Source organism: Nonomuraea sp. NPDC005730 (genome assembly GCF_040630865.1).
Lineage (GTDB): Bacteria > Actinomycetota > Actinomycetes > Streptosporangiales > Streptosporangiaceae > Nonomuraea.
The window spans coordinates 22,348-48,247 of sequence record NZ_JBEXYK010000074.1 but is presented as its reverse complement, the minus strand read 5'-3'; the positions used below and the strand labels follow the sequence as shown (position 1 = coordinate 48,247).

Annotated in this window: 24 protein-coding genes and 1 pseudogene; 12 read left to right on the top strand and 13 right to left on the bottom strand. The window is 71.9% G+C overall.

The window, feature by feature from the left end:
- Positions 1 to 288 precede the first annotated feature (288 nt).
- On the top strand, positions 289 to 684 hold the full coding sequence (locus ABZ444_RS45210) for a hypothetical protein (protein WP_358010409.1): 396 nt from the start codon (positions 289 to 291) through the stop codon (positions 682 to 684).
- A 150-nt stretch (positions 685 to 834) separates the two neighbouring features.
- Here the strand turns inward: ABZ444_RS45210 and ABZ444_RS45205 are convergent, their stop codons facing one another.
- Positions 835 to 1,029 (bottom strand): CsbD family protein, encoded by a 195-nt coding sequence (locus ABZ444_RS45205; protein ID WP_352350685.1) that lies wholly within the window; start codon positions 1,027 to 1,029, stop codon positions 835 to 837.
- 194 nt (positions 1,030 to 1,223) lie between these two features.
- Between ABZ444_RS45205 and purB the strand changes: the two genes are divergently transcribed.
- A complete protein-coding gene (gene purB / locus ABZ444_RS45200) occupies positions 1,224 to 2,654 on the top strand; it encodes an adenylosuccinate lyase (protein WP_358010407.1) in 1,431 nt (476 codons plus the stop codon).
- On the top strand, positions 2,651 to 3,454 hold the full coding sequence (locus tag ABZ444_RS45195) for a GNAT family N-acetyltransferase (protein ID WP_358010406.1): 804 nt from the start codon (positions 2,651 to 2,653) through the stop codon (positions 3,452 to 3,454). The genes purB and ABZ444_RS45195 overlap by 4 nt, the downstream gene beginning before the upstream one ends.
- 33 nt (positions 3,455 to 3,487) lie before the next feature.
- Here ABZ444_RS45195 and ABZ444_RS45190 read toward each other — a convergent pair whose 3' ends face one another.
- A complete protein-coding gene (locus ABZ444_RS45190; protein WP_358010405.1) occupies positions 3,488 to 4,084 on the bottom strand; it encodes a dihydrofolate reductase family protein in 597 nt (198 codons plus the stop codon).
- Positions 4,085 to 4,186: 102 nt separating this feature from the next.
- Here ABZ444_RS45190 and ABZ444_RS45185 point away from each other — a divergent pair, with 102 nt between their 5' ends.
- Entirely contained in the window at positions 4,187 to 5,227 is a 1,041-nt protein-coding gene (locus tag ABZ444_RS45185; RefSeq protein ID WP_358010404.1) for a DUF4037 domain-containing protein, read from the top strand.
- Positions 5,228 to 5,297: 70 nt separating this feature from the next.
- Here the strand turns inward: ABZ444_RS45185 and ABZ444_RS45180 are convergent, their stop codons facing one another.
- On the bottom strand, positions 5,298 to 6,053 hold the full coding sequence (locus ABZ444_RS45180; protein WP_358010403.1) for a MerR family transcriptional regulator: 756 nt from the start codon (positions 6,051 to 6,053) through the stop codon (positions 5,298 to 5,300).
- A 32-nt stretch (positions 6,054 to 6,085) separates the two neighbouring features.
- Between ABZ444_RS45180 and ABZ444_RS45175 the strand changes: the two genes are divergently transcribed.
- Positions 6,086 to 6,886: a MerR family transcriptional regulator gene (locus ABZ444_RS45175; protein ID WP_358010402.1), complete on the top strand. Its 801-nt coding sequence runs from the start codon at positions 6,086 to 6,088 to the stop codon at positions 6,884 to 6,886.
- A gap of 12 nt (positions 6,887 to 6,898) precedes the next feature.
- Here ABZ444_RS45175 and ABZ444_RS45170 read toward each other — a convergent pair whose 3' ends face one another.
- Positions 6,899 to 8,248, bottom strand: a complete 1,350-nt coding sequence (locus tag ABZ444_RS45170) for a hypothetical protein (protein ID WP_358010401.1) — start codon at positions 8,246 to 8,248, stop codon at positions 6,899 to 6,901.
- A 182-nt stretch (positions 8,249 to 8,430) separates the two neighbouring features.
- Between ABZ444_RS45170 and ABZ444_RS45165 the strand changes: the two genes are divergently transcribed.
- Together ABZ444_RS45165 and ABZ444_RS45160 are read left to right on the top strand one after the other, a co-directional pair.
- Positions 8,431 to 9,885: an alpha/beta hydrolase gene (locus ABZ444_RS45165; RefSeq protein WP_358010399.1), complete on the top strand. Its 1,455-nt coding sequence runs from the start codon at positions 8,431 to 8,433 to the stop codon at positions 9,883 to 9,885.
- 258 nt (positions 9,886 to 10,143) lie between these two features.
- Positions 10,144 to 11,634 carry an alpha/beta fold hydrolase gene (locus ABZ444_RS45160; protein ID WP_358010398.1) on the top strand — a complete coding sequence of 497 codons (1,491 nt, stop codon included), beginning with the start codon at positions 10,144 to 10,146 and terminating at the stop codon, positions 11,632 to 11,634.
- A 67-nt stretch (positions 11,635 to 11,701) separates the two neighbouring features.
- Here ABZ444_RS45160 and ABZ444_RS45155 read toward each other — a convergent pair whose 3' ends face one another.
- A complete protein-coding gene (locus tag ABZ444_RS45155) occupies positions 11,702 to 13,960 on the bottom strand; it encodes an excinuclease ABC subunit UvrA (RefSeq protein ID WP_358010397.1) in 2,259 nt (752 codons plus the stop codon).
- 77 nt (positions 13,961 to 14,037) lie between these two features.
- Between ABZ444_RS45155 and ABZ444_RS45150 the strand changes: the two genes are divergently transcribed.
- A complete protein-coding gene (locus ABZ444_RS45150; protein ID WP_358010396.1) occupies positions 14,038 to 14,970 on the top strand; it encodes an alpha/beta hydrolase in 933 nt (310 codons plus the stop codon).
- On the opposite strand, the gene ABZ444_RS45145 is transcribed toward ABZ444_RS45150, so the two are convergent.
- Together ABZ444_RS45145 and ABZ444_RS45140 are read right to left on the bottom strand one after the other, a co-directional pair.
- A complete protein-coding gene (locus ABZ444_RS45145; RefSeq protein WP_358010395.1) occupies positions 14,937 to 15,599 on the bottom strand; it encodes a response regulator transcription factor in 663 nt (220 codons plus the stop codon). The two genes, ABZ444_RS45150 and ABZ444_RS45145, sit on opposite strands and share 34 nt — an antisense overlap.
- Positions 15,596 to 16,852: a histidine kinase gene (locus ABZ444_RS45140; RefSeq protein ID WP_358010394.1), complete on the bottom strand. Its 1,257-nt coding sequence runs from the start codon at positions 16,850 to 16,852 to the stop codon at positions 15,596 to 15,598. The genes ABZ444_RS45145 and ABZ444_RS45140 overlap by 4 nt, the downstream gene beginning before the upstream one ends.
- 367 nt (positions 16,853 to 17,219) lie before the next feature.
- Here ABZ444_RS45140 and ABZ444_RS45135 point away from each other — a divergent pair, with 367 nt between their 5' ends.
- Both ABZ444_RS45135 and ABZ444_RS45130 read left to right on the top strand, forming a co-directional pair.
- Positions 17,220 to 18,452, top strand: a complete 1,233-nt coding sequence (locus tag ABZ444_RS45135; protein ID WP_358010393.1) for a lipase — start codon at positions 17,220 to 17,222, stop codon at positions 18,450 to 18,452.
- 89 nt (positions 18,453 to 18,541) lie between these two features.
- Entirely contained in the window at positions 18,542 to 18,793 is a 252-nt protein-coding gene (locus tag ABZ444_RS45130; RefSeq protein WP_358010391.1) for a helix-turn-helix transcriptional regulator, read from the top strand.
- A gap of 16 nt (positions 18,794 to 18,809) precedes the next feature.
- On the opposite strand, the gene ABZ444_RS45125 is transcribed toward ABZ444_RS45130, so the two are convergent.
- Positions 18,810 to 19,364, bottom strand: a complete 555-nt coding sequence (locus ABZ444_RS45125) for a dienelactone hydrolase family protein (RefSeq protein ID WP_358010412.1) — start codon at positions 19,362 to 19,364, stop codon at positions 18,810 to 18,812.
- Positions 19,365 to 19,474: 110 nt separating this feature from the next.
- On the opposite strand from ABZ444_RS45125, the gene ABZ444_RS45120 reads away from it, so the two are divergent.
- A complete protein-coding gene (locus tag ABZ444_RS45120) occupies positions 19,475 to 19,675 on the top strand; it encodes a hypothetical protein (RefSeq protein ID WP_358010413.1) in 201 nt (66 codons plus the stop codon).
- Between the two features lie 4 nt (positions 19,676 to 19,679).
- Here the strand turns inward: ABZ444_RS45120 and ABZ444_RS45115 are convergent.
- From ABZ444_RS45115 to ABZ444_RS45100, 4 genes and pseudogenes are all read right to left on the bottom strand, one after another.
- A pseudogene (locus tag ABZ444_RS45115) lies at positions 19,680 to 19,790 on the bottom strand (dienelactone hydrolase family protein); the annotation flags it as partial.
- Between the two features lie 173 nt (positions 19,791 to 19,963).
- Positions 19,964 to 20,992, bottom strand: coding sequence for a tyrosine-type recombinase/integrase (locus tag ABZ444_RS45110; protein ID WP_358010390.1), 1,029 nt, complete (start codon positions 20,990 to 20,992; stop codon positions 19,964 to 19,966).
- A gap of 112 nt (positions 20,993 to 21,104) precedes the next feature.
- Positions 21,105 to 22,634, bottom strand: a complete 1,530-nt coding sequence (locus ABZ444_RS45105; protein WP_358010388.1) for a UDP-N-acetylglucosamine 1-carboxyvinyltransferase — start codon at positions 22,632 to 22,634, stop codon at positions 21,105 to 21,107.
- Positions 22,635 to 22,650: 16 nt separating this feature from the next.
- Positions 22,651 to 24,399 (bottom strand): enoyl-CoA hydratase-related protein, encoded by a 1,749-nt coding sequence (locus tag ABZ444_RS45100; RefSeq protein WP_358010387.1) that lies wholly within the window; start codon positions 24,397 to 24,399, stop codon positions 22,651 to 22,653.
- A gap of 285 nt (positions 24,400 to 24,684) precedes the next feature.
- Here ABZ444_RS45100 and ABZ444_RS45095 point away from each other — a divergent pair, with 285 nt between their 5' ends.
- Entirely contained in the window at positions 24,685 to 25,071 is a 387-nt protein-coding gene (locus tag ABZ444_RS45095; protein ID WP_358010386.1) for a nuclear transport factor 2 family protein, read from the top strand.
- 529 nt (positions 25,072 to 25,600) lie between these two features.
- Here ABZ444_RS45095 and ABZ444_RS45090 read toward each other — a convergent pair.
- Positions 25,601 to 25,828, bottom strand: a complete 228-nt coding sequence (locus ABZ444_RS45090; protein ID WP_358010385.1) for a hypothetical protein — start codon at positions 25,826 to 25,828, stop codon at positions 25,601 to 25,603.
- Between the last annotated feature and the right edge of the window lie 72 nt (positions 25,829 to 25,900).

The following is a 25,900-nucleotide window of genomic DNA, read 5'->3' as shown; positions in this document are numbered from 1 at the left end:
CGCTCGCCAACAATCCGCCTCTCTGCCTACTGTCTGCGCCTGGGGGGGTGCTGGTCGTGACGACCGGCACCCCGCCGCCTTGTGTCATGACGGGGGAAGAACGGCCGGAAAAGGCAAAGGATGTTCTCCGAGTAATGCACTCGAAAGTAATGGCGGTGGGGCGAAGCGTTTCGGGCGAAGAAATGCGTTCGACGGCGGAAAATAAATTCCGGGCGGATGTCTTGACGATTCCCGGTAATGGCGGGCCACGATGGAGGGGCCAGAGGAAGATGTCCTGTGGGAGGAAACGTGTTCAAGGAAGCATGCGCTGTCAGCGCCCTTGTCGCCGCCGCCCTCGCCCCTTCGATGGCCTCGCAGGCACTGGGGGAGAAAGTCCACGCCACCACCGCTGCGCCCGCCACGTCGGCCGCGCTCGCCGACTGCGCCGCGGGCGGCGCCGCCAGCGGCGCGCCCAAGTGCAAATATCTGGAGGAAGGCAACAAGCGGTGCTACTACTGCCGCGACAAGAAGGGCAGCGGGTACAAGAAGCAGTACTGCGAGCAGAAGACCAAGCAGCCGGAGCAGTCGACGGAGCGCGAGTGCAAGACCACCAAGGAACCGATCACGGGGAGCCCGGACCGTACGTGCAAGACCTGCACGGACGCCAAGACCGGCAAGGTCCTGTCGCGGGAGTGCAACAGCTAGCCGGCGTGCGGCACACGCTTCCGATGACGGTCCGGCCGGTCCGGTAGCAGGGTCCGGTGACCGGGAAGCGGGGGAGGCGGTGCGGTGTGAGGTCGAGTCGACCCGCCGCACCGCCCCCCAAGCTCGCAGCCCCGCCGGACGGCGCGTCGGTCACTTCTTGAAGGCGTCCTTGACCTTCTTGCCGGCGTCCTTGACCTTCTCGCCCGCCTGCTTCAGGCCGCCTTCGGTCTGGTCGGCGCGGCCTTCGGCCTGAAGGCTCTCGTTGTCGGTGGCGTCGCCGATGTTCTCCTTGGCGCGTCCCTTGAGCTCCTGGGCCTTGTTGCGGATCTTGTCGTCGGTGCTCATGTTCATGCCTTTCTGGTCGGGTCCTCGCGACTTCCTGTACTTTCCGGCCAGGACAGGGGGAAACATGGCCTCCGTCCGGCCGGGCGTGTGACGGCCCTGGTCAGCGCCCGTCCGTGCGGTCGAACGTGCCCGCCGGGAAGCCCGTGCGGGCTGGATGCGGTGCGGGTGACGGGGTGTGAATAGACTTGTCCAACGTGACTTCCAAGCCGCGCATCCCGAACGTCCTGGCCGCCCGCTACGCCTCACCCGGGCTGGGCCGCCTGTGGTCTCCCGAGTACAAGATCATCGCTGAGCGGCGGTTGTGGCTGGCGGTGCTGCGGGCGCAGGCCGAGCTCGGGGTGGCGGTGCCCGAGGGCGCGATCGCCGACTACGAGAAGGTGGTCGAGCAGGTCGACCTGGAGTCGATCGCGGCGCGCGAGCGCGTCACCCGTCACGACGTCAAGGCGCGCATCGAGGAGTTCAACGCGCTGGCCGGGCACGAGCAGGTGCACAAGGGCATGACCTCGCGCGACCTGACCGAGAACGTCGAGCAGCTGCAGATCCGCGACAGCCTGCTGCTGGTCCGCGACCGCGTCGTGGCGCTGCTGGCCCGCCTGGCCTCTTTGGCCGAGGAGCACACGTCCACCGTCATGGCCGGGCGTTCCCACAACGTGGCGGCGCAGGCGACGACGCTGGGCAAGCGGTTCGCCTCGGCCGCCGACGAGCTGCTGGCCGGCTACCACCGGCTGGAGGACCTGATCGGCCGCTACCCGCTGCGCGGCGTCAAGGGCCCGGTCGGCACCTCCCAGGACATGCTCGACCTGCTGGGCGGCCGGCAGGACAGGCTGGCCGAGCTGGAGGAGAAGGTCACCGCCCACCTGGGGTTCTCCCGGCGGCTGACCAGCGTCGGCCAGGTCTACCCGCGTTCCCTGGACTTCGAGGTGGTCTCGGCGCTGGTGCAGCTGGCCGCCGCGCCGTCCTCGCTGGCCAAGACGATCCGGCTGATGGCCGGGCACGAGCTGGTCACCGAGGGGTTCAAGGAGGGGCAGGTCGGCTCCTCGGCGATGCCCCACAAGATGAACACCCGCTCCTGCGAACGCGTCAACGGCCTGACCGTGGTGCTGCGCGGCTACGCCTCCATGGTGGGCGAGCTGGCCGGCGACCAGTGGAACGAGGGCGACGTGTCCTGCTCGGTGGTGCGCAGGGTGGCGCTGCCGGACGCGTTCTTCGCCTTCGACGGGCTGGTGGAGACGATGCTGACGGTGCTGGAGGAGTTCGGCGCGTTCCCGGCGGTGATCTCGGCCGAGCTGGGCCGCTACCTGCCGTTCCTGGGCACGACGAAGATGCTGATGGCCGCCGTGCGCGCCGGCATGGGCCGCGAGCAGGCCCACGAGCTGATCAAGGAGCATGCGGTGGCGGCGGCGCTGGCGATGCGGTCGCGGGGCGCGTCCAACGAGCTGCTGGACCTGCTGGGCGGCGACGAGCGTTTCCCGCTGGACCGCGGCGAGCTGGAGGCGCTGCTGGCCGACCGGGTCTCCTTCACCGGCGCGGCCGCCGCGCAGGTGGCCGAGGTGGCGCGGCAGGTGGGGCAGGTCGTGGCCGAGCACCCGGAGGCCGCCGCGTATCGGCCGGGCGAGATCTTGTGATCCACCGGCTCGGCGACCCGGGCGCGCTGCGCGCCGCGTGCGGCGACGACGACCTGATCATGTGGACGGCCCAGGACCTGCGCGGCCAGGCCCGCGCCTGGGCGTTGGGGGAGGCGGTGGTGGCCGCCGCCCCGCGCATCGCCCGGCACGACCGGCTGGCGGTGTGGGGCGACCCGGACGACGCGGCGCAGCTGGTCCGGCACGCGCTGGCCGAGCTGGGACCCGCCTACCGGCCGCTGGGCGAACGGGAGCTGATGCGGCGGGTGGCGGCGAGGCTGGAGGGCGTGCGGGAGAGCGGCGCGTTCTCCTGGATGAGCCTGCCGGGGCCGCCCCGCGCCCGGGACGGCCTGCCCGGCCAGGCCGGTGCGCCGCCGCTGGATGCCGGCCCGCTGAGCGGCGAGGCCGCGAGCCCGCCGTTGGTGGTCGGCTGGCTGAACGGCGACGCCGAGCAGGAGATCACCGCGCTGCTGGCCGGGGACGCCCCCTCGTCGTACGCGGTGCCGGGCGCGGCCGGGGTGCGGCGCTGGGCCGGTGTGCGGGTGGGACGCGAGCTGGCGGCGGTGGCGGCCGACGCGTGGTCGGCGCCGTCGGTGGGGTTGCTGGCCGGGGTCGCCACGGCCGCCCGCTTCCGCGGGCGGGGGCTGGCCGAACGGGTGTGCGGCTGGATGTCGTCCCAGCTCGTGGCCACGCACGGCCGCGCGGCGCTGATGGTGGACGACGTCAACGCCGCGGCGATCAAGGTGTACGAGCGGATCGGCTACCGCCGGCGTCTGGTGCTGGCCTGCCACGTCGCCGGCTGAACCCCGCGAGGCCCGCCCGGCGGGGTGGGTGGGTCAGGTGATGGCGCGGTAGGTCAGGTGGGTGGCCAGGGGGGAGAAGTGCGTCTCGACCGGCTCCCACTGGCGGGGGCGCACCTGCGCGAACAGCCGGGTGCCCGCGCCGAGCAGCAGCGGCACCAGGTGCAGGCGCAGCTCGTCGAGCAGCCCTTCGTCGGTGGCCTGGCCGATCAGGTCGGCGCCGCCCATGATGACGATGTCGCCGTCGCCGGACACGGTGCGGGCGTGCTCGACGGCCGCGGCCGGGCCGTCGGTGACGAAGGTGAACAGTTCGGGCCGGCGTACCGCTGAGGGCGGGACGTGGGTGACGACGAACACGGGCGTCGCCTGCGGCCGGTCGCGGGCCGAACCGTAGCCGAGCGGGTCGCCCCAGCCGTAGGGGCCGTCGACCACGTCGAAGGTGCGCCGTCCCATGATGACCGCGCCGGTGGCGCGGACGGCGCCGCCCAGGACGCGCGCGTCGACGTCGGTGGGCTGGCGGGCCCAGGCGTGCAGCAGTTCGCCGCCGGTGCCGAGGCCGTGTTCGAGGCCGGGGTCGGGGCCGGTGACGTAGCCGTCCAGCGATACGGAGATGTCGGCGACGACCTTGCTCAACGGGTCCCTCCCCCTGGCGTGTCCGGTCGGTCACCACGCTGTCATCGGCGGCGGGAAAACCGGGTGAGGTTCGGGCGGTGCTCGTGCAGAGTTGACGGCGTGATGTCCAATTTTGTGCCTGGTATTGAGCTTTCTCGTGCCTTCTACGGCGAAGTCGTCGCGCCGCTCCTTCCCGGGGTGCGGCACAGCGCCGCGTTGATCGGCCCGGGGTCCGAGGTGCTCGCGTTCGACACGGCCCGCTCGGCCGACCACGACTGGGGGCCGCGGGTCCTGCTGTTCGTGCCCGCCGGTCAGGTGGAACCGGTACGGGAGCGGGTGACGGCGGGGCTGCCCGATCGGTTCGGGGGTTTTGACACGGTGTTCGAGTACCACGGGGTGCGGCAGCCGGGGGTCGTGGTCGCCGAGCTGGAGGAGTGGCTGGTCGGGCGGCTCGGGTTCGATCCGCGTGCGGGCGTGTCCCTGCTGGACTGGTTGTCCGTGCCGTGGCAGGCGCTGGCCGAGGTGACGGGCGGTGAGGTCTTCTGCGACGGGTTGCCGGGTGCGGGCCTGGAGACGGCCCGGCAGGCGTTGCGCTGGTATCCGCAGGACGTGTGGCGGTACGTGCTGGCCTGCCAGTGGCAGCGCATCGGCCAGGAGGAGCCGTTCCCGGGGCGGTGCGGGGAGGTGGGGGACGAGCTGGGGTCGGCCGTGGTGGGGGCGCGGCTGGCGCGGGAGGTGATGCGGCTGGCGTTGCTGCTGCGGCGCCGCTACCCGCCGTACGCCAAATGGCTGGGCAGCGCGCTGGCCCGGCTGCCGGGCTCGGCCGAGCTGGGTGAGGCGCTGGGGGCGGCGCTGGCGGCGCGGTCGTGGCGCGAGCGGGAGGAGGGCCTGACGACGGCGTACGGACGGCTGGCGGCGCTGCAGAACCGGATGGCGCTGACCGAGCGGCTGGAGGAGGGGGTGCGGGGGTTCTACGACCGGCCGTTCCGGGTGATCGGCGGGGAGCGGTTCGCGCGGGCGTTGCTGGCGTCGGTGACGGATCCGGTGGTCAGGGGGCTGCCGGTGGCGGGGTGCGTGGACCAGCTGTCGGACGCGGTGGAGCTGGTGACCTCGCCCCGGCGGGCGCGCGCGCTGACGGCCGCCGCGCTGGACCTCCCAGCTTAGAAATCTACAATGTAAAGGTGCCGGGTTTGAACATGATCTAGCTTTTCCAACCACAAACCCCTCATCCAGGTCAGAGGCGGCGGGCGTTGGCGTGGATGGCCTGGCGGTAGTACGCGGCCAGGCCGGGGGCGCGGTCGTCATAGGTGGCGGTGAAACGGGGGTCGGTGGCGTACAGGTCGCCGAGACCGCGGTGGAGTTCGGGCGTGCAGTCGTAGAACCAGCGGGTGAGGTGCGCGCGGTGGCGTTCGGCGATGTCCATGACCTGGGGGTCGTCGGGGGCGATCCCGCGGGTGTGGGCGGCGCGCATGTCGTCGTCGATGGCGGTGGCTTCGGTGGTGAGCCGGAGCCAGTCGGTCTTGGTGTAGGAGGCGACGCGGCGGCGGCTTTCGGCGTAGGTGTCGGTGTGGCCCCAGCGGCGTTGGACTTCGGCTTGGTGGTCTTCGGGGGTGAAGTCGCCGAAGACGTCGAGGCGTTCTTGGGGGGTGAGGGGGATGCGGTGGGTGTGGGCTTGGATGGCGCGTTCGACGTTGGTGATGAGCTGGTGGAGGCGTTGGGCTTTTTGGGTGAGGAGTTCGTGTTGGCGGTGGAGGTGGGTGAGGTCGTCGGTGTGGGGGTGGTCGAGGATGTCGGTGATCTGTTCGAGGGGGAAGCCGAGTTCGCGGTAGAGGAGGATTTGCTGGAGGCGGAGGAGGTCGTCGTCGGTGTAGCGGCGGTAGCCGGCGGTGGTGCGTTGGCTGGGGGTGAGGAGGGCGATTTCGTCGTAGTGGTGGAGGGTTCGTACGGTGATTCCGGCGAGTTGGGCGACTTGGCCGATGGACAGGGTCATGGGGCTGACGTTACGTGAGGGTGGGTGTGTTGGTGGATGAGGAGTTGCTGCCGATTGGGCAGTTTGCGCGGCTTGGTCGGTTGAGTGTGAAGCAGTTGCGGCATTACGACGAGTTGGGGTTGTTGCGTCCGGCGTATGTGGATGCGGTGACGGGTTATCGGTATTACCGGGCTGGGCAGGCGCGGGAGGCGTTGTCGATCGGGTTGTTGCGGTCGTTGGATGTGCCGTTGGCGGTGGTGGGTCGGGTGTTGTCGGGGGAGGTGGGGGCGCTGGAGTCGGTTCGGGTGTCGTTGGAGGTGGAGTTGGCGCGGCGGCGGCGGACGTTGGCGTCGTTGGAGCGGGTGCTGGCTGTGGGGTTGCCGGCGGCTGAGGTGGGGTTGGTGCGGGAGGCTGGGGGGCGGGCGGCGTTCGTGGGTGAGCGGGCGGCGGGGCCTGAGGATGTGGGGCGGGCCACGTCTGCGGCGGTGGCGCGGTTGGTGGCGGGGTTGCCGGAGGGGTTTGGGCCGGTGCGGTTGGTGGGGTTGTTTCCGGTTGATGTGGGTGAGGTGGTGGACGTCCGGGTGGCGTTGTTGCTGGACGGTGGGGTGGAGGGGGTTGTCGGTGAGGGGGTGGAGGTGGGGGTGTTGCCGGGTGGGGTGTTCGCGCGGGCCACTCATGTGGGGCCTTATGACCAGATTGCGTTGACGGTGCACGCTGTTCTGGCGTGGTGTGCTGAGCGGCGTTTGGTGGTGAGGGGTGCGGTGCGGGAGGTGTATGTGTCGGATCCGGGGTGTACGCCGGCTGGGGAGTTGGTGACGCACGTGCTGGTTCCGGTGGTGGACGGGGTTTCGTGAGGGGTGTCGTCGTCAGAGGCAGCCGTTGGTGGGCCGGACGGCGACGACGATGTTGACGGTGGAGCCTGCGGTCGCGGTGTCGCCGGGTTGGGGGTTCTGGCTGACGATTTCGCCGAGGTGGTTGCACAGGCGGCTGTCGGGGGTGGTGGTCGTGGTGCCGGGGAGGAGGCCGACGGCGAGGAGTGGCCGGTTTGCCGGGCTTGCGAGTGTTGCGGTCAGGTCGGGTACGACGACGGGTCCGGGTGCCGCGACGGCCAGCGGTACGATGCCGGCGCTGGCGGTGACCACGCCGGTCAGGCCGTTGACCGGGGTGGGGGTGAGGACGGGGTGATCGGGGCCGGCGGTGCCGTTGCCGGCTTGGCCGTAGGTGTTGTCGCCCCAGTAGCGCAGTGTGCCGGTGGTGTCGATGGCCAGGCTTTCCCCTGTTCCGGCGCTGACGTGGGTGATGCCGGTCAGGGGGAGGTGGACGGGGGTGGCGTGGTCGGTGGTGGTGCCGTCGCCGAGTTGGCCGGTCCAGTTTCTGCCCCAGGTCCAGATGGTGCCGTCGGCGGCGAGTGCGAGGGTGTGGGCGATGCCTGCGGAGATGGTGGTGATGCCGGAGACGTGGCGGTCCACGCGGATGGGGGTGGTGTGCTGGGTGGTGGTGCCGTCGCCGAGTTCGCCGGAGGAGTTGGTTCCCCAGGACCAGAGGGAGCCGTCGTTGCGCAGTGCCATGCCGAATTCGCCGGTGGCGGAGATCTGGGTGATGCCGTAGGGGACTTTGACGCGGACCGGGGTGGTGTGCTGGGTGGTGGTGCCGTCGCCGAGTTGTCCGAAGCGGTTGAGTCCCCAGGCGAATGCTTCGCCGTTGGATTTGAGGGCGAGGGTGAAGCCGGTTCCTGCTGCGGCTTGGACGATGCCGGTGATGGGGGCTTTCTTGGGGGTGGGGGTGGGGGTGCGGGTGGTGGTGCCGTCGCCGAGTTCGCCGTAGTCGTTGCTGCCCCATGCCCACAGTGAGCCGTCGCGTCCGACGGCGAGGTTGTGGCCGGTGCCGCTGCTGATCTGTTTGATCGGGGGGAGGCCGGGGACGGGGCGGGGGATTTGCTGGTTTCCGTTGCCCCAGGTCCAGAGGGTTCCGTCGGTGTGCAGGGCGTAGCTTTCGAGGTAGACGCCGCTGGTCTGGGTGACGTTGTGGCCGCCGGTGGAGACCATGGGGATGGGGTGGGTGACGGGGGTGTCGTTGGTGCCGTTGCCGACTTGGCCGAAGAAGTTGTATCCCCATGCGTGGACGATGGGTGCGGTGTCGGCCTGGGCGGTGGGTGTGTGCAGGGTGGCGGTCAGGAGGAGTGCGGCTGCGAGCAGGGGGCGTCCGGGCAGTTTCAAGCTGGTCTCCTGGTGGATGGTCTCTATCGGCTGGGCGTTCCATCCCGTTCCAGGCTTCCGGATTTCAGGTGTTTTGTCGGTTTCGTGATGAGGTCACGGGCGGTCGGTGACGAGGTCTCTGGTTCGACGATCAACGACCCGGCAGAGTCGTGGACGTCCCCACCGGAACCGAAAGGACCCTGATGAAATCCTGTGCCCTGTTGTCCGCGGCCACCCTGACGGCCACTCTGCTGGCGGCCCCGGCGCACGCCGCCGTCACCCCGTGGAACGCCTGCCTGCCCGGCGAGGGTGTCGATCCCCGCCAGGAGTGCACGACGATCGAGGTGCCGATGGACTACTCCGCCCCCGGCGGCCCGTCGGTCACGCTGGCGGTGTCGCGGATCAGGACGGCTCGTCCCGACCTCCGCCGTGGCGTGTTGCTGATCATCCCGGGTGGCCCCGGCAGTCCGGGTCTGAACCGGCCCAGCACTTTGGTCAGGAAGCTGCCGAAGGAGGTGCTCGACCGCTTCGACATCGTCGGGTTCGACCCGCGTGGCGTGGGGAGGAGCTCGCCGGTCTCATGCGGGCTCGCGCCCGCCGACCTGTCGCTGACGCGTATGAAGCCCTACCCCGACGCCGACGGCGGCATCGCCGGGAACGCGGCGTGGTCGCGCCGGATCGCCGAGGCCTGCGCCCGCAACGGCGGGCCGCTGATCCGGCACATCAGCACCCGCAACCACGCCAGGGACATCGACCGCATCCGGGTGGCGCTCGGCGAGGACAAGATCTCCTACTGGGGCGTCTCGTACGGCACCTACGCCGGCGCCGTGCACGCCACGATGTTCCCCGGCACCACCGATCGGGTGATCCTCGACAGCAATGACGACCCCGATCCGCGCAGGGTGGCGCGCCAGTGGCTGGCCAACTACGCCGTCGGCGTGGCGGACAGCTTCCCCGACTTCGGCGCGTGGGCGGCCGCCCGCGACGGCGACTACGGCCTGGGCGCCGACGTGGCCGCGGTGCGCCGGACGTTCCTGGATCTGGCCGCCCGGCTGGACCGCGAGCCGCTCGCCTGGCCGGGGGCGGAGCCGGAGCAGCGGCTGACCGGAAACCTGCTGCGGGAGACGCTGCTCAACGCGCTGTACTCCAGGGCCAATTACCCGATGCTGGCGGGGCTGATGAAGGCCGCGCTGAACGGTGCCGAGCTGCCCGCGCCGAACCAGCCGCCGCCGGCCGCTCTGCAGAACACCGCCGCGCACGCCGGTGCCACGATGTGCAACGACGTCGTGTGGCCGAGCTCGATCGCCCGGCACGAGCAGCAGGTGCGGCGCAGCCGGGCCGCCCACCCGTTGACCGCGGGCATGCCGGTGAATCTGGGGCCGTGTGCGTACTGGCCGTTCCGGCCTGCCGAGCGGGCCACGCGGGTCGGCTCGCGGGGTCCGGCCAACGTCCTGCTGATCCAGAATCTGCGGGATCCGGCCACGCCCTACAGCGGGGCGCTGAAGATGCGCGAGGCGTTGGGGCAGCGGGCCCGGATGGTCGCCGTGGACTCCAGCGGTCACGGGGTGTATCTCGCCAACGGCAACGCCTGCGGTGATCGTGCCGTCACCGACTTCCTCGTCACGGGCCGTCTGCCGGCGCGCGACCTGAGCTGCTGACCGGACGGCGGGGTCCCGGCCGGGCGGCCTCCGCTGGTCCCGCACCCGCAATTGTCCAGATTCTGACGTAATGTCCACCGGTGCGGCCTTCGCCTGTTAAATTCCCAGTCGTGATCAAGGAGAGGCACGGCAACGGCCCCGCCACGGGCCGCTGAGGCAGGAACAGGGATGCTCCACGGCCAGGCCAGGGGGCCCGATCGTGCGCCGTGCGAGCAGCCCCGCCCGCCGATCGACGTGCCGATCGACGATAGGAGCAATGTGCTGAGAAGAACATCCCTGCTCGCCACCGCCCTCACGACGGTGGCGACGCTGTTAGCCGTCCCGATGGCGGGGACGGCCGGCGCGGCGGTGACCCGGCAGGACGTCACGGATGCCGTCGGTAAACGCGGCATCACCTGGGGGCCGTGCGAGGAGGAACCCACCGTCGAGTGCGGCACGCTGGCCGTGCCCGTCGACTGGTCCAAGCCCGACGGGCCGACCGTCGGACTGGCCCTGGCCCGCCGCCAGGCCACCGCCCCGTCCGCGCGGATCGGCTCCCTGCTGAGCAACCCCGGCGGGCCCGGCAACTCCGGCGTGAACGACATCCTGCGCCCCTCCGGCTTCAGCCAGGACATCCAGCGGCGCTTCGACATCGTCGGCCACGACCCCCGCGGCGTCGCCCGCAGCCGCTCGGTGACCTGCTCGGCCTCGGTGTACAACCAGATGCCCTACCCGGTCATGTCCAGCCAGGCCGACTACCTGACGTGGGTCGCCTTCGACAAGAGGCTGCGCGCCGACTGCCGCAAGCTCACCGGCCCCCTGTACGACCACCTCGACTCGGTCAACGTGGCCCGTGACATGGACGCCATCCGCGCCGCGCTGGGTGAGGACAAGCTGACCTCCTACGGCGTCTCCTACGGCACGCTGGCCCAGCAGATGTACGCCGAGCTGTTCCCGGGCCGGATCCGCGCCATGGTGCTGGACAGCAACATGGACCACAGCCTGGACGTCAAGGCGTTCCAGGTGAGCGAGGCGGCCACCGTCCAGGACAGCTTCGATGAGTTCATCGCCTGGTGCGAGCGCGACAGCGACTGCGTGCTGCGCGGCCGCGACATCCGGGCGTTGTGGAAGGGGCTGCTGACCAAGGCGGGCCGCGGTCAGCTGTTGTGGCCGGGCGACGGCCGCCCGGTGAGCGCGCACAACCTGCAGTGGCTGGGCGTGGTGCTCAACGAGGCGCCCGCCTGGCGGCAGGAGGCCAAGGTGCTGCTCGCGCTGGCGGGCGGCCCGGTGCCGGACGACATGCCCGGCCCTCCCGGCAACTGGCCGGTGAACGGCACGTACGCCGAGCTGCCCACCGCGATCCTGTGCCAGGACTGGAACCTGTCGCTGCGGGGCTACGGCGAGTACGCCGAGGTGATGCGCGCCGCCAACGCGGTGGCGCCGGACATGCGGTACAACCCGATGCCGATGGGCGACATGCCGATCTGCCAGGGCCATCCGGTCAACAACCCCCAGCACCCGCTGCGGTACAAGGGCAGCACGCCGCTGCTGGTGGCCACCTCCAAGCACGACCCCGACACGCCGTACGAGTGGTCGGCCAACGTGGCCCGCCAGCTCGGCCCCAAGGCCACCCTGCTCACCTACGAGGGCTGGGGCCACGGCGTCTACGGCATGACCACGTGCACCACGGCCGCCATGGACAGCTACCTGATCTCGGCGGCCCTGCCCGCCGAGGGCATCGGCTGCCCGGCGGAGGAGCCCCAGGGCTGACACAGGGCTGACACAGGGCTGATCGTGCCGCCCCCGGCACGATCAGCTCCACCCTGTTCGCGGCCGGTCAGGCAAGCGCGGCGGCCAGGTGCGCGGCGGTGAGGGAGCCGGACGCCGTCAGCAGATCTTCGGGGGTGCCCTGGAACATCAGGCGGCCGCCGTGTTTGCCGCCGCCCGGCCCCAGGTCGATGATCCAGTCGGCCCGTTTGACCATCTGGGTGTGGTGTTCGACGACGATGACCGTGTTGCCGGCGTCGACGATGCGGTCCAGCAGGTCGATGAGGGTGTCGACGTCGGACAGGTGCAGGCCGGTGGTGGGCTCGTCCAGGACGTAGACGGCGCCGGTCTTGGTGAGCTCGCCGGCCAGTTTCATGCGCTGGCGTTCGCCGCCGGACAGCGTGGAGGTGGGCTGGCCGAGGGTGAGGTAGCCCAGGCCGACGTCGACCAGGGTGGTGACGCGGTCGCGGATGGCCGGTTCGGTGAAGAACACGGCGGCCTGTTCGGCGGTCAGGGCCAGGACGTCGACGATGGTGTGGCCGCGCAGGCGGTGCCGCAGAGCCTCGGGGTTGTAGCGGGTGCCGCCGCACATCTCGCACACGGCGGTGACCGGGTCCATGAAGGCCAGGTCGGTGTGGATGACGCCGCGGCCCTCGCAGGCCGGGCAGGCGCCGGTGGAGTTGTAGCTGAACAGGCCGGGCTGGGTGCCGGTGGCGCGGGCGAACAGGCGGCGGACGGGGTCCAGGACGCCGATGAAGGAGGCCGGGCTGGAGCGGGCCGAGACGGCGACGGCGCCCTGGTCGACGGTGACGGCGCCGGGGTGCTGGGCGGTGAACACCTCGCCGATGAGAGTCGACTTGCCGGACCCGGCGACGCCGGTGACGCAGGTCAGGACGCCGGTGGGCACGTCGAGGGTGAGGTGGTCGAGGGTGTGCAGGGCCGCGTCGGTGATGGTGAGATGCCCGGTCGGGCGGCGCACGGCGGTCTTGAGCGGGGTGCGGGCGCGCAGGTGGCGGCCGGTGAGGGTGCCGGAGCGGGCCAGCCCCTCGACGGTGCCCTGGTAGACGACGGTGCCGCCGTGCAGGCCGGCGCCGGGCCCCAGGTCGATGACGTGGTCGGCGACGGCGATGACGTCGGGGTCGTGCTCGACCACCAGGACGGTGTTGCCCTTGTCGCGCAGGGCCTGGAGCAGCGTGTTGAGCCGGCCGACGTCGGCGGGGTGGAGGCCGGCGCTGGGCTCGTCGAAGACGTAGGTCATGCCGGTGAGGCTGGAGCCGAGATGGCGGACGGTCTTCAGGCGCTGGCTCTCGCCTCCGGACAGGGTGGTGGTCTCGCGGTCGAGGGTGAGGTAGCCCAGGCCGATCTGGTCGATGCGGCGCAGCGCGGCGGCCGCGGTGTCGGCGACGGGGTTGCCGAGCCCGGCCAGGACGGCGATGAGGTCGCTGATCTCCATGGCCGTGTGGTCGGCGATGGTGTGGGGGCCGATGGTGGTGGCCAGCGCGGCCTGGTTGAGGCGGGCGCCCTGGCACTGGGGGCAGGTGCCTTCGGTGACGAAGGCCAGCACGGCCTCGCGGGTCTTGTCGCTCAGGCCCGACAGGTCGCGTTTGAGGTAGAGGCGGGTGAAGCGGTCGGCGACGCCTTCGTAGTCGACCTTGTTGAGGGTGCCGTTCTTGCCGCGGACCTCGACGGTGAAGCCGCCGCCGTGCAGCAGCAGGTGGCGCTCTTCGGGGGTGTAGCCGGTGAGGGGTTTGGCGGGGTCGAAGGTGCCGGAGCGGGCGTAGATCTGCCACTGCCAGGTGCCGACCCCGAACAGCGGGAAGCGGATGGCGCCCTCGTCGAGGGACCTGCTGGTGTCCAGCAGCGCGTCGAGGTCGAGGCGGACGGCCCGGCCGAGGCCGTCGCAGCCGGGGCACATGCCGTGGGGGTCGTTGAAGGAGTAGGCGTAGGAGTAGCCGGCGCTGGGGGTGCCGTAGCGGGAGAACAGCACGCGCAGGACGGGCAGGATGTCGGTCATGGTGCCGACGGTGGAGCGTGAGCTGCCGCCGACCGGCTTCTGGTCGACGACGATGGCGGCGCCGAGGTTGTCGATGGCCTCGGCTTCGGGTTTTTCGTGTTTGGGCAGCCGGTTGCGGATGAACCAGGAGTAGGTTTCGTTGAGCTGGCGCTGGGATTCGACGGCGACGGTGTCGAAGACGACCGAGGACTTGCCGGAGCCGGACACGCCGGTGAAGACGACGAGCCGGTTCTTGGGGATGCGCAGGGACAGGTTCTTGAGGTTGTTCACGCGCGCGCCGGTGATGACGATGCTGTCGTCCATGCGGTCGTCCATGCGGTCACGGTAGCGGCGGGCGCCGACAGTTCCGCCCGTGCCGGGAAGGGGCCGGGAGGCGCCGGGAAGGGGCGGAAGTGGGCGAGGAGACGGCGTCCGGGGTCGGGCCGGCCGGGGTGGACATCGTGTACGAGCGGCTGGGTGATCGGGCCGCGCCGCCCGTGCTGCTGATCATGGGGGCGGGCGGTCAGCTGATCAACTGGCCTGACGGGTTGTGCGCCGAGCTGGTCGGGCACGGCCTGCAGCTGATCCGGTTCGACGGCCGTGACTGCGGGCGCTCCACCCGGTTCGACGGCGCGGGCGAGCCGGACTTCGCCGCGGCGCTGGCCGGTGACCTGTCCTCGCTGGCGTACACGCTGGCCGATCTGGTCGCCGACACCGTGGGGCTGCTGGACGTCCTGCGCCTGGACAGCGTCCACCTGGTGGGCGCGTCGCTGGGCGGCATGATCGCCCAGGCGGTCGCCGTCGGGCACCCCGGGCGGGTCAGGTCGCTCACCTCGATCATGTCCACGCACGGCGACCGCATGACCCCGCCGCCGCCGCGCCCCGGTACCGGACCGGCCGCCCCGGGGCCGCCGCCGACCACCCGTGAACTGTACGTGGCGCGGATGGTGGCCGGTGCGAGCGCCGGCGGCGTGCCCGCCGACCTGGAGGCGGTGCGGGCCGTGGCCGAGCGGGCGTGGGATCGCGGCTGGTCGCTGCCGGGCATGTTGCGGCAGGCGGCCTCGGTGATCGGGTCGGGCGACCGGCGGGAGGGACTGGCCGGGCTGGCGGTGCCGGCGCTGGTGATCCACGGCGCGGCCGACGCCGCCGCCGACCCCGCCGGCGGGCTGGCCACGGCGCAGGCGATCCCGGGCGCGGAGTTCCTGCTGGTCGAGGGGATGGGGCACGGGTTCCCGCCGGGGGTGTGGCGGCAGGTGAGCGCCCACATCGCCGCGCTGGTCCACCGGGCCGAACGGCAGGCTGCCGGGACGGGTCATGAGGAGGGGCGGATCAGGCCGCTCTCGTAGGCGAACACCACGACCTGGGCGCGGTGACGCAGCCCCAGTTTGAGCAGCACGCGGCTCAGATGCGTCTTGACGGTGGCCTCGGCCAGATGCAGGGCGGCGGCGACCTCGGCGTTGGACAGACCGCGCGCCACCTGGACGAGCACGTCGTGCTCGCGGGCGGTCAGCAGGCCCAGCAGCCGGTGCTGCTCGCGGGGGGCGGGGGTGAGCTGGGGGGCGAACCTGTCCAGCAGGCGGCGGGTGACACGCGGCGAAAGGACGGCCTCGCCGGCGGCGACGTTGCGGATCGCGCTGAGCAGGTCGGGGGGCGGGGTGTTCTTGGGCAGGAACCCGGCGGCACCGGCCTTGAGCCCGGCGAAGGCGTACTCGTCGAGGTCGAAGGTGGTCAGGATGAGCACCCGCGAGGCGGGACAGTCCCGGACGATCCGGCGGGTGGCCTCGATGCCGTCCAGGCCGGGCATGCGGACGTCCATGAGCACGACGTCGGGGCGCAGCCGCCGGGCCAGCAGGGCGGCCTGTTCCCCGTCGGCGGCCTCGCCGGCGACGTGCAGGTCGGGTTCGGCGTCCAGCACCATGCGGAAGGCCATGCGCAGCAGCGCCTCGTCGTCGGCGATCAGCAGCCGGATGGTCATGGCGCGTCCGGGCCGGACAGATGCGGGCCCGACAGATGCGGGCCCGACAGATGCGGGCCCGACAGATGCGGGCCCGACAGGTCCAGGACGGCCGCGACCCGCCAGCCGCCGCCGGGGGCCGGGCCGGCGTGCAGGGTGCCGTCGTAGGCGGCGACGCGTGCGCGCATCCCGGCCAGTCCCCGCCCGGCGGGCCGCAGGGGCGCCGGGCGGCCGCCGCCGTCGGTGATCTCGAGGTCGGCCCGCCGGCGGGTCAGCCGCACCTGGACGTGCGCGCGGGCGCCGGGGGCGTGCCGCAGCGTGTTCGTCAGCGCCTCCTGGGCCAGCCGGTAGAGGGTGAGCTGCGCGGCGGCCGGGACGTCGGCGGGGTCGCCGTCGACCTGCAGCCGGGTCGGCAGGCCGGCGGCGCGCATCCGGCCGGCCAGCGAGTCGAGGTCGGCGACCCCGGGCGCCGGGTGCAGCGGGGCGATGCCGAGCTCCTGCTCCTGGCCGGCGCCCTCCTCAGCGCCCTCCTCAGCGCTCTGGCCGACGCTCTGGTCGGCGCTCTGGTCGGTGGCCTGGTCGGTGGCCTGGTCGGTGCTGAGGGAGCGGCGCATGTCGCGCAGTGCCTGGCGGCCGGTGTCGGCGATCTGCGCCATCGCGGCCACAGCCTGATCGGGGGCGCGGTCGTGGACGTAGGCGGCACTGTCGGCCAGCGCCACCATGACCGACAGGTTGTGGGTGACGATGTCGTGCATGTCGCGCGTCATCCGGGCGCGCTCCTCGGCCACCGCCAGACGTGCCCGCTGGTCGCGGTCGCGTTCCAGAGAGGCGACGTAGGCCCGCCGGGTACGCGTCCACAGGCCGGCGGCCAGGGCGGCGGCCGACATCGCGCTCAGCGCCGCCACCGTCAACGGCATCCGGCCCGGCGGTGCCCACCGCGCCGCGGCCGCCACCACCCCGGCCTCCAGCACGAGCGCGGCGGCCAGCGTCGCCCGCCACGGGCGGCGGGATGCCACCGTGTAGAGCGCGACCAGCAGCGCGGCGTCGGCCGGAAGCTGCACCCCGACGACCCACTGCAGGGCGGCCGCTCCGCCGATCGCGCACAGCGCCGGCAGCGGGGCGCGCCGCCGCCACACCAGCGGCGCCACCAGAGCCACCTGCAGGGCCAGCACCGCCGGGCCGCCCTCGGCCACCCGGCCCGGCCCCAGCGTGACCACGAAGATCACGGCGGCCAGCAGCGCGTCGGCGGCCACGGGCGGCACCGAGCCCACCACCGAACGGACAGTCGATCGGACCGTCGATCGGACCGTCGAGCCGATCACCGAACGGGCTGTTGGACCAATCGCCGAGCCGATCACCGAGTCGAGCCGATCACTGGGCGGACCGTCGAACCGATCATCGAGCGGACCGCTGGGCGGACCGTCGAACCGATCGTCGCGGTCGGGCGGGCGGCCGGAGTCATGCGCCCACCCTAAAGGCCGCGCCGCGGCGTCCCCCATCCTCCGCAAGGAGGAACATCCAGGCCCCTCATCCGAAAGTCGTACCGGCAGGTCAGCCCGTGGCCGCTGGCCCGCCCGCGAGCCCGCCTGCCAGCCTCGGACCACACCCCCGCCTTCCTTCCCGTTCGAGGAGAACACCGGCATGCCCGTGAAGACGTACGCGGCCCCTCTGGCCGTCGCCGCCCTGACCCTCACGCCCGCCACCGTCCCCCTGCACGCCCAGCAGGCGCGGCCGGCGGTCACGGTCGCCCTGCCCGCGCCCGGCGGCCCCCACCCGGTGGGAACCGTCGCCCTGCGCCTGGTCGACCGCTCCCGCCGCGACCCCCTGGTGCGGTCGAAGCCGTACCGGGAGCTGATGGTCAGCCTGTGGTACCCGGCCAAGGGCGGCACGCAGCCGCTCGCCCCCCACATGGCGCCCCTGGCCGCCGCCGACTGGGACCGCCGCTCCGCGCCGCCGATGGGCATCGCCAAGGGCGCCGTCGACTGGGCCGCCACCCGTACCGCCGCCCGTACCGGCGCGCCGGTCGAGCGCGGCGCGGGCCGGCTGCCCGTCGTGCTGTTCGGCTCCGGGGACGGCGGGCCGCGCACGCTGGGCACCACGCTCGTGCAGGACCTGGCCTCGCGCGGGTACCTGGTCGTCACCGTGGACCACACCTACGAGGCCGACCAGGTGGAGTTCCCCGGCGGGCGGGTCGTGCGCGCACTGCCCCTGCCGGCCAAGCTCACCCCGCCCGTCATAGCGGCGCTGCTGGAGCGGCACGCGCGGGCGCGGCTGGCCGACATGCGGTTCGTGCTGGACCAGGTCACGGCCCTGGGGCAGGGACGGGCCGTCGGCGGCGGCCGGCTGCCCGCCGGGTTGCCCGGCGCGCCCGACCTGTCCCGGGTGGGGGCGCTGGGGCAGTCCCTGGGCGGGTCGGTGGCGGCCCAGCTCGTCCACGACGACCCGCGGGTGGACGCCGGGGTCAACCTCGACGGCGGTTACGTCGGCCCGGTCGCCGCCACCGGGGTGACCAGGCCGTTCCTGCAGCTGGCGGCCCAGACGCACACGCGGGAGAGCGAGCCGAGCTGGAAGTCGTTCTGGCGGGCCTCGACCGGGTGGAAGCGGGAGCTGCGGTTCACCGGCGCCGCGCACGGCTCGTTCACCGACCTGCAGGCGCTGCTGCCGCAGATCGCCGCGGCGCTGCCCAAGGCGGGGGACGGGAAGCAGGGCGGGGTGCCGGTCGCCGACTTCGTGGGCACGATCGATCCGCAACGGTCGGTGGCGGCCCAGCGCGCCTATGTCGGGGCGTTCTTCGACCTGCACCTGCTGGGCAAGCCCACCCGCCTGTTCCAGGAGCCCGACAGCCGTTTCCCCGAGGTGTCCCGCATCCCTTGACCCGGAGGTCGGCTCGGGGGCCGGACCTGGTTCTGCTCGGGGGCGATAACAATACCGGTATAAGTATCCCGCGGGTGTAGGCTTGGGGCATGGTGCGATCCCCGCTGACCCCCGAGGAGCGGCTGCGCGGCGAGCAGCTCGGCCACATGCTGCGCCAGGCCCGAGGCGAGCGCAGCATCGTCGAGGTCGCCGCCGCGGCCGGCATGTCCGCCGAGACCCTCCGCAAGATCGAGACGGGGCGCATCGCCACGCCGGCGTTCTTCACCATCGCCTCACTGGCCGACGTCCTGGGCATCTCCCTCGAACGCCTGGCGATCCGCGCCACCCCCGCCCGTACCTGACCCGCCCGGTTCGGGGTCAGTCCGTACGGGAGCGGCGCGCCTCGTCCAGCACCTCCTCGATCCGCCGCCAGGCGTCCCGCGCCGAGGCCGGATGGAAGCTGTCACGCTCGTCGGCGGCGAACCCGTGGCTCGCCCCCGGATACACCACCGTCTCCAGCCGCTCCCCGATCACCCGCTGCTGATCAACGTCGATGATCGGGTCGTCGGCGCCGAGCAGCACCACCAGCCGCCCCGTCGCCCGAGCGGCCAGCTCCAGCGTCGGCTCCGGCCGGCTCAGCGGCAGCTCGGTGCCCGTCAGCCAGCCCGGGTACAGCGCCACCGCCGCCGCCAGCCCCAGCTCACCGGCCACCGAGCACACCACGTGCCCGCCCAGGCTGAACCCGACCGCCGCGGCCGGCCAGGCACCCACGCGCCGCAGATGCTCCGAGGCGGCGCGCGCGTCCGCCAGGACCTGCTCCCGGCGCAGCAGCCAGGCCAGCTCCAGCCCCCGTTCCCGGCCGTCCGCGTCGGCCGGCAACTCCACCACCCGCCCCAGCGGGCCACCCGTCCCCGGGTCCACGGCAACCGGCACCCCGACCCCTGCCTCAGCCCCCTCCACCGCCTCCCGCACGAAGCACGCCGAAGATCCCGCCGACGGATCCCCTGACGGGCCCGATGACGGGCTCGCCGTGGAACCCGCGGATGACCCCGTTGACGGGCCTGTTGACGGGCCTGTTGACGGGCCTGTTGAAGGGGCCGCCGGATCCTCCGTCGCCGGAGCCGCAGAAGTCGTCAGAGCCGCTGAAAGAGCCGCTGAAAGAGCCGCTGAAAGAGCCGCTGAAAGAGCCGCTGCAGGAGCCGCCGAAGGCCCAGGGGAGGGCCGCAGCTCGTGCCGGTGGTTGAAGTCGGGGACGACGGCCGCATGCCCCAGCCCCGCCAGCCGATCGGCCATCCGCCGCGCGTACCCGCTCACCCCGAAGATCTCACCGGCGACCAGCACGCCCACGGGCCGCCGCATCCCCACGGGCAGGGCCGTGTAGGCCGCCATGCCCGCGATGTCCACCCATCCGGTGGTGATCCGTCCGTTCACACCGCCGAGCCAACCAGCCCCCGCCCGCCCCGGCCAATCACGACTCCGATGGCCGCCATCACGACCCCGATCACCAACCGGATCACCGCCGGCCAAACGATCTACCGGGACGGCTTGTCACGCAGCAGCGGGTGCGACCTCATCGCCACCTCCAGTTCCCCGGGCAGCTCGTCACGGTAACGCCCCAGCGTCGACAGGTCGCTGTGCCCCAGCACCCGCCGCACCGCGTCCATGTCGACCGCGTCGGCCAGCAGATGGGTGGCCGTGGTGTGCCGCAACCCGTGCGGCGTCACCGAACGCCGCTGATCGGGATCGACGTGCCGCTGCACCCGGTCGATCACGGCCTGCACGTCGCCCCGCGCCAGCCGCCGCCCCCGCCACGACAGCAGCAGCGCCTTGCCGTCGTCGGCGCCGGCCACCTGGCCCCGCCCCCGCGCCAGGTACGCCTGCAACACCTCGGCCACGTCGGCGGGCAGCGGCACGTCACGCGTACGGCCGCCCTTGCCGAAGATCCGCCAGTAGCGCACCCCGTCGTTGGTGAAGAAGTCCTCCACGTTGGCGCGCACCAGCTCCGAGACCCGCGGCCCCACCGTCGACAGCAGCAGCACGATCACCGCGTCGCGCAACTGCATGCGCTGGTCGCGCCGCTTGCCCTCCTGCTCGGGCGCCTCCCGCAGCTGCCGCGCCGCGCCGATCAGACCTTGGGCCTGCTCCCGCGTCAGCGCCCGCCGCTCCGGACGCAGCCCGCCCCGCTGCTTGGCCGTCACCGTCGCCGCCGTCATCGGGTTGATCTGCACCCACCCGGCCAGCGTCGCGTGCTTGAACAACGCCGAGATCGACCGCCGGAACCGGGCTTGGGAGGACGGCGACTGCCCCGACCCCGACCCGCCCGCCTGCCGCGCGTCGGGCTTGCGCGCGAACGCCAGCAAGATCGCGTCGACGTCCTCGCCGGTCAGGTCGTCGAGCACCACGTCGGCGCCGGCCAGCGCCACCAGCGTGGCCACGTCACGCGCGTAGACCTCGGCCGTGGCCGGGGACAGCGCGCCCGTCGACGTCTTGGCCACCACCAGCTCCACGTAGCGGTCAGCCGCCTGTCCCACCGTCAACCTGTCGAGCTCCGCGGGCCGCACCGGCTCCCCTCCTCACATCTCGGCGACGCACCGAACGCACCCACCGGCCGGCAGGCCGCCTGCGGGTGATGTTGCTTGCAGAGGAGACGGTAGCGGCCGCCACCGACGAAAATCAGATGTCGCGGAAGGTCTCGATGCGCGCGCCCAGCGCGTTCAGCCGCTCGGCCAGGTCCTCGTAGCCGCGGTTGATCACGTACACGTTGCGCAGCACGGACGTGCCCTCGCCGGCCATCATGGCCAGCAGCACCACCACCGCCGGGCGCAGCGCCGGCGGGCACATCATCTCGGCGCTGCGCCACCGCGTGGGCCCCTCGACCAGCACCCGGTGCGGGTCCAGCAGCTTGACCGAGGCACCCAGCCGGGTCAGCTCGGTCAGGTAGATCGCCCGGTTGTCGTAGACCCAGTCGTGGATCAGCGTCGAGCCCTGCGCCGCGGCCGCGATCGCGGCGAAGAACGGCACGTTGTCGATGTTCAGCCCCGGGAACGGCATCGGGTGGATCTTGTCGATGGGGGAGACCAGCTTGGAGGGCCGCACCGTCAGGTCGACCAGCCGGGTACGGCCGTTGGCCGCCCAGTACTCGCCCGTGCGGTCGCAGTCGAGGCCCATCTCCTCCAGAACCGCCAGCTCGATCTCCAGGAACTCCACCGGCACCCGGCAGATCGTCAGTTCCGAACTGGTCACCACCGCGGCCGCCAGCAGGCTCATGGCCTCGACCGGGTCCTCGGAGGGGGAGTAGTCGACGTCCCGCTCGATGGAGGCCAGCCCGTGCACCGTCAGCGTCGTGGTGCCGATGCCCTCCACCCGCACGCCGAGCTGCTCCAGGAAGAAGCACAGGTCCTGCACCATGTAGTTGGAGGAGGCGTTGCGGATCACCGTCACCCCCGGGTGGCGGGCCGCGGCCAGCAGCGCGTTCTCCGTCACGGTGTCGCCGCGCTCGGTCAGCACGATCGGCCGCGCGGGGGCGGCGCCGCCGTCCACCTTGGCGTGGTAGAAACCGCCCGTCGCGGTGATGTCCAGCCCGAAGTGCTTCAGCGCCGACATGTGCGGCTGGACGGTACGCGTGCCCAGGTCGCAGCCGCCCGCGTACGGGATCTGGAACTCTCCCGTACGGTGCATCAACGGCCCCAGGAACATGATCACGCTACGGGTACGGCGAGCCGCCTCGGTGTCCATCGCCTCCAGCTCCAGCCGAGCCGGCGGCACGATCTCCAGGTCGCTGCCCTCGTTGATCCACCGCGCCCGCACCCCGATCGAGGCCAGCACCTCCAGGATCCGGTAGACCTCCTCGATCCGCGCCACCTTGCGCAGGATCGTGCGGCCGTTGTTCAGCAGCGACGCGCACAACAGCGCCACACACGCGTTCTTGGACGTCTTGACGTCGATGCTGCCCGACAGCCGGCGCCCGCCCACCACCCGCAGATGCATCGGACCGGCATACCCCAGGGACACGATCTCGCTGTCGAGCGCCTCCCCGATCCGGGCGATCATCTCAAGACTGATGTTCTGGTTGCCGCGCTCGATCCGGTTGACCGCGCTCTGACTCGTCGCCAGCGCATCGGCCAGCTGAAGCTGCGTCCAACCGCGATGCTGACGCGCATCCCGGATGAGCCGGCCGATCCGCACAAGATAATCATCTGCCACAACACAGGACCATATCTCACATATGAGATGCCGCTGCGACCGCGGGCCCCGACGCGCCGGACAGCTCCCGATGACCCGCCAGATGCGGGGGAGTGGCCTGCGCCCGCGCCTTGCCCACGAACGCCCGGCGCGCAGCCCGGAACCCGTTGCGGTCGTCGAACATGTCCCGGCTCATCTCGGCCAGCTCCTCGGCCCGGTAGGCGTCCAGCGGCTTGCGCCGATCGTCGGCCTCACGCGCCTGCCGCCGCGCCGCCAGCAACGCGTCGTAGGAGGAGTCCTGGGCCAGCCGGTGCGCGAAGTCCACCACCCGCCGCTCGAACTCCTGCCGCGACCCGCCCGCCACCCGATCGGCCAGCCCCAGCTCCACCGCCTCGGCGGCCCCCACCGGCAACGCCCGCCCGGTCAGCTCCGCCGCGGCCTGCGCCCCCACCCGCCGCGGCAGCACGTACGTCCAGAACTCGCTGCCGAACAACCCCATCGTCCGGTAATGCGGATTGAGCACCACCGGCTCCCGCACGATCACCCGGTCGGCGCCCAGCCCCATCATCACCCCGCCCGCCCCCGCGTTCCCCGCGATCGACGTCACCACCAGCTGCGACGTGCACTCCACGATCTCCCGGCACACCGCGTTGATCGCGTTGATGTTCATCCACGCCTCCAGCTCCGGATGACGTGCCGCCTCGATCACGTTCAGGTGGATGCCGTTGGAGAACACCTCGCCACCCCGCACCACCAGCACCCGCGTGTCCTGCGCCGCCGCGTACCGCAACGCCGCCGCCAGCCGCCGGCACTGGTCGGTGGACATCGCGCCGTTGTAGAAGTCGAAGCTCACCACCCCGACCTCATCGCCGCGCTCGTAGGTGATCTCGCTGTAGCCGGCCCGCTCACCCACACCCGCCAGCCGCTCACCCAGCACCATCGTCGCCGGCAGCTTCACCCCGCCCGCCTGCGAGCCCGCCTGGGAGCCTGCCTCTGTGTCCGCCTCTGTGTCCGCCTCCAGGCGCAGGTGGCCCACCCACACGGTCCCCTGGCCGGTGTGCACCAGGACCGCCCCCTCACGCCGGGCCGCCACCGCCCCCGGCGCGCCGGCCAGATCGGGACCCCGGTGCACGTCGAACACCCGCACCGGCAACTCGCACAACCGGGCCCGGCCGCCCGGCGCGCCGTCGGCCGCCCGCACCACCCGCACGATCTCCTCGGCCGGCTGCTCCCAGGAGAACTCCCGGTCGGCGTGCCGCATCGGCCGCCGCAGCCGTCCCGTCACACCGGGGGAGCGGTAGTCCAGCGGCGCCGGCGCGAACAACGGATCGGCCGCCTTGACCGCGACCTCCGCCACCAGCTCCACCGCCGCGTCGGACACCGGCCCGTTGTACAGCGCCGACTTGCGCGGCGGTTCCGACGGCATCGGGAACGTCCGCCACCCCCAGATGGGGCCGGCGTCCATCTCCTCCACCGCCTGCAGCGCCGTGACCCCCCACTCGCGCTCGCCCTCGGCGATCGCCCAGTCCAGCGAGGAAGGCCCCCGGTCCCCGGGCGGCCCCGGATGGATGATCACCGTACGGTGCCCGCGCCACAACGCCTCCGGCACCCGCTCCTTCAGGAACGGGCAGATCACCAGGTCCGGCTTGACCAGCTCGGCCGCCTCCACCATGACCCGCTCGGAGATCGCCAGCTCGACGCTCACGTCATGGCCGGCCCGCCGCAGCTCCAGCCAGGCACGCTGGGTCAGGCCGTTGAACGAGGAACACAGGAGCAGGATGCGCAACGCGGATCTTCCTTCGCGGAGACGTCAAGGGCAGCGGGCAGGGGAGAGGCGTCAACCGATCGCGAGCGGACGAACACCACCAGTACCGGCATTAACGGCAGTCCCATAAGGCCCAGGCATCTCTAGATGTTGACACGAATCTTCCACCGATGCTGACAAATCACCGCAGACAGCCGAGCTGAGCAGCCAAATTGCCCTGATATGCCCGAAAAAAATCCTGGCGGGGGAGACACCTCAACCCCGACCAGGAACCCCACCCGAAACCCACCGCACACAATGGATCACATGGACGATCACATGGACACCCGCGCCGCCGCCCAGCACTTCGCCGACACCTGGCAACACGGCTGGACCCACCACGACACCACCGCCATCATCGCCCTCTACAGCGACGACGCCACCCACACCAGCATGCCCTTCCGCCCACCCCACCACGGAAAAGACGCCATCGCCGACTACATCCGGCAATCCTTCACCGGCGAAAGCGACCCCCACGTCACCTTCGCCACCCCCATCGTCGACGGCGACCAGGCCGCCATCGAATTCCGGGTCCACGCCCTCGACAACGGCCACCCCATCACCCTCGCGGGCTGCGTCTTCGCCCGCTTCAACCCCGACGGCCTGGCCGTACAGACCCGCGACTACTGGCACACCACCCCAGGCCACCGATGAGCAGAGAAATCAGCGCCGCCCCATCGGCACCGGCGCCACCACCCCAGGGACCGGCAACGGACGCGCCACCTGCCGCGTCTCCTCAACCTCCGCCACCTCGGCACGCCGCTCGGCGTGCCCACCCCTGCAATACCCGTTCGTCAGGATCAACCGGCCCCGCAGCGAGGTGTACGCCTCCCTGTCGGAAGCAGGCAGAACCCCCTGACACACCGGACATAAAACCGACTGGTTCCCCACGTGCTGCTCCTCTCGCTGAGCGAATAGCAGGAGCTCTACCCTAAAACCACCGAACATGACAAAGACAGTGAATCAACACGCCGTCAAAGCCCCCGTCAGCACCTGGGGGAGCCCTGACGTACCCCTGCGCAACCCCCAAAACCCCAGATCACCCCCACACCCCCCATCCGCCCGCCAAGATCACAACGAAGCCGCGGACCCCCGAAAAAAATTTCCCACCAACCCCACAAGACCCTTCGCTCAGGTCCCTGCGACCACCCCCGAAGTAACTCTGTGTAGTTCCAGTCCGTGATCACCAGGCAGCGGTCCGGGGTCCGCCATGGAGCGCCTCACCGCGTCGGCACCCCTGGCGCGACGGGACCTCAACGATCGCCAACCAGACCGCCACCGGCTCGGACGGGTCGATCGACACGCGCACGTACGCCTCCCGTTCAGCCACCTCGGTGTCCCGATCGGTGTCGGCCGGGGTGGTCGGCGGCTGCCCGTCACGGACAGCGGGGACGTCGGTCGGGGCGTTCACGCGGACACTCCACAGGCGAGCGCGGGCCGAGGAGCCGGGGACGGCCGGGCCCAGTTGCGGACGGCGGCCGCC

Coding starts and splice junctions, on each gene's coding strand:
- ABZ444_RS45205 (WP_352350685.1), bottom strand. CDS start 1,029: ATGAGCACCGACGACAAGATCCGCAACAAGGCCCAGGAGCTCAAGGGA.
- ABZ444_RS45185 (WP_358010404.1), top strand. CDS start 4,187: ATGTCCAATTTTGTGCCTGGTATTGAGCTTTCTCGTGCCTTCTACGGC.
- ABZ444_RS45180 (WP_358010403.1), bottom strand. CDS start 6,053: ATGACCCTGTCCATCGGCCAAGTCGCCCAACTCGCCGGAATCACCGTA.
- ABZ444_RS45165 (WP_358010399.1), top strand. CDS start 8,431: ATGAAATCCTGTGCCCTGTTGTCCGCGGCCACCCTGACGGCCACTCTG.
- ABZ444_RS45155 (WP_358010397.1), bottom strand. CDS start 13,960: ATGGACGACCGCATGGACGACAGCATCGTCATCACCGGCGCGCGCGTG.
- ABZ444_RS45145 (WP_358010395.1), bottom strand. CDS start 15,599: ATGACCATCCGGCTGCTGATCGCCGACGACGAGGCGCTGCTGCGCATG.
- ABZ444_RS45135 (WP_358010393.1), top strand. CDS start 17,220: ATGCCCGTGAAGACGTACGCGGCCCCTCTGGCCGTCGCCGCCCTGACC.
- ABZ444_RS45130 (WP_358010391.1), top strand. CDS start 18,542: ATGGTGCGATCCCCGCTGACCCCCGAGGAGCGGCTGCGCGGCGAGCAG.
- ABZ444_RS45120 (WP_358010413.1), top strand. CDS start 19,475: ATGACCCCGTTGACGGGCCTGTTGACGGGCCTGTTGACGGGCCTGTTG.
- ABZ444_RS45095 (WP_358010386.1), top strand. CDS start 24,685: ATGGACGATCACATGGACACCCGCGCCGCCGCCCAGCACTTCGCCGAC.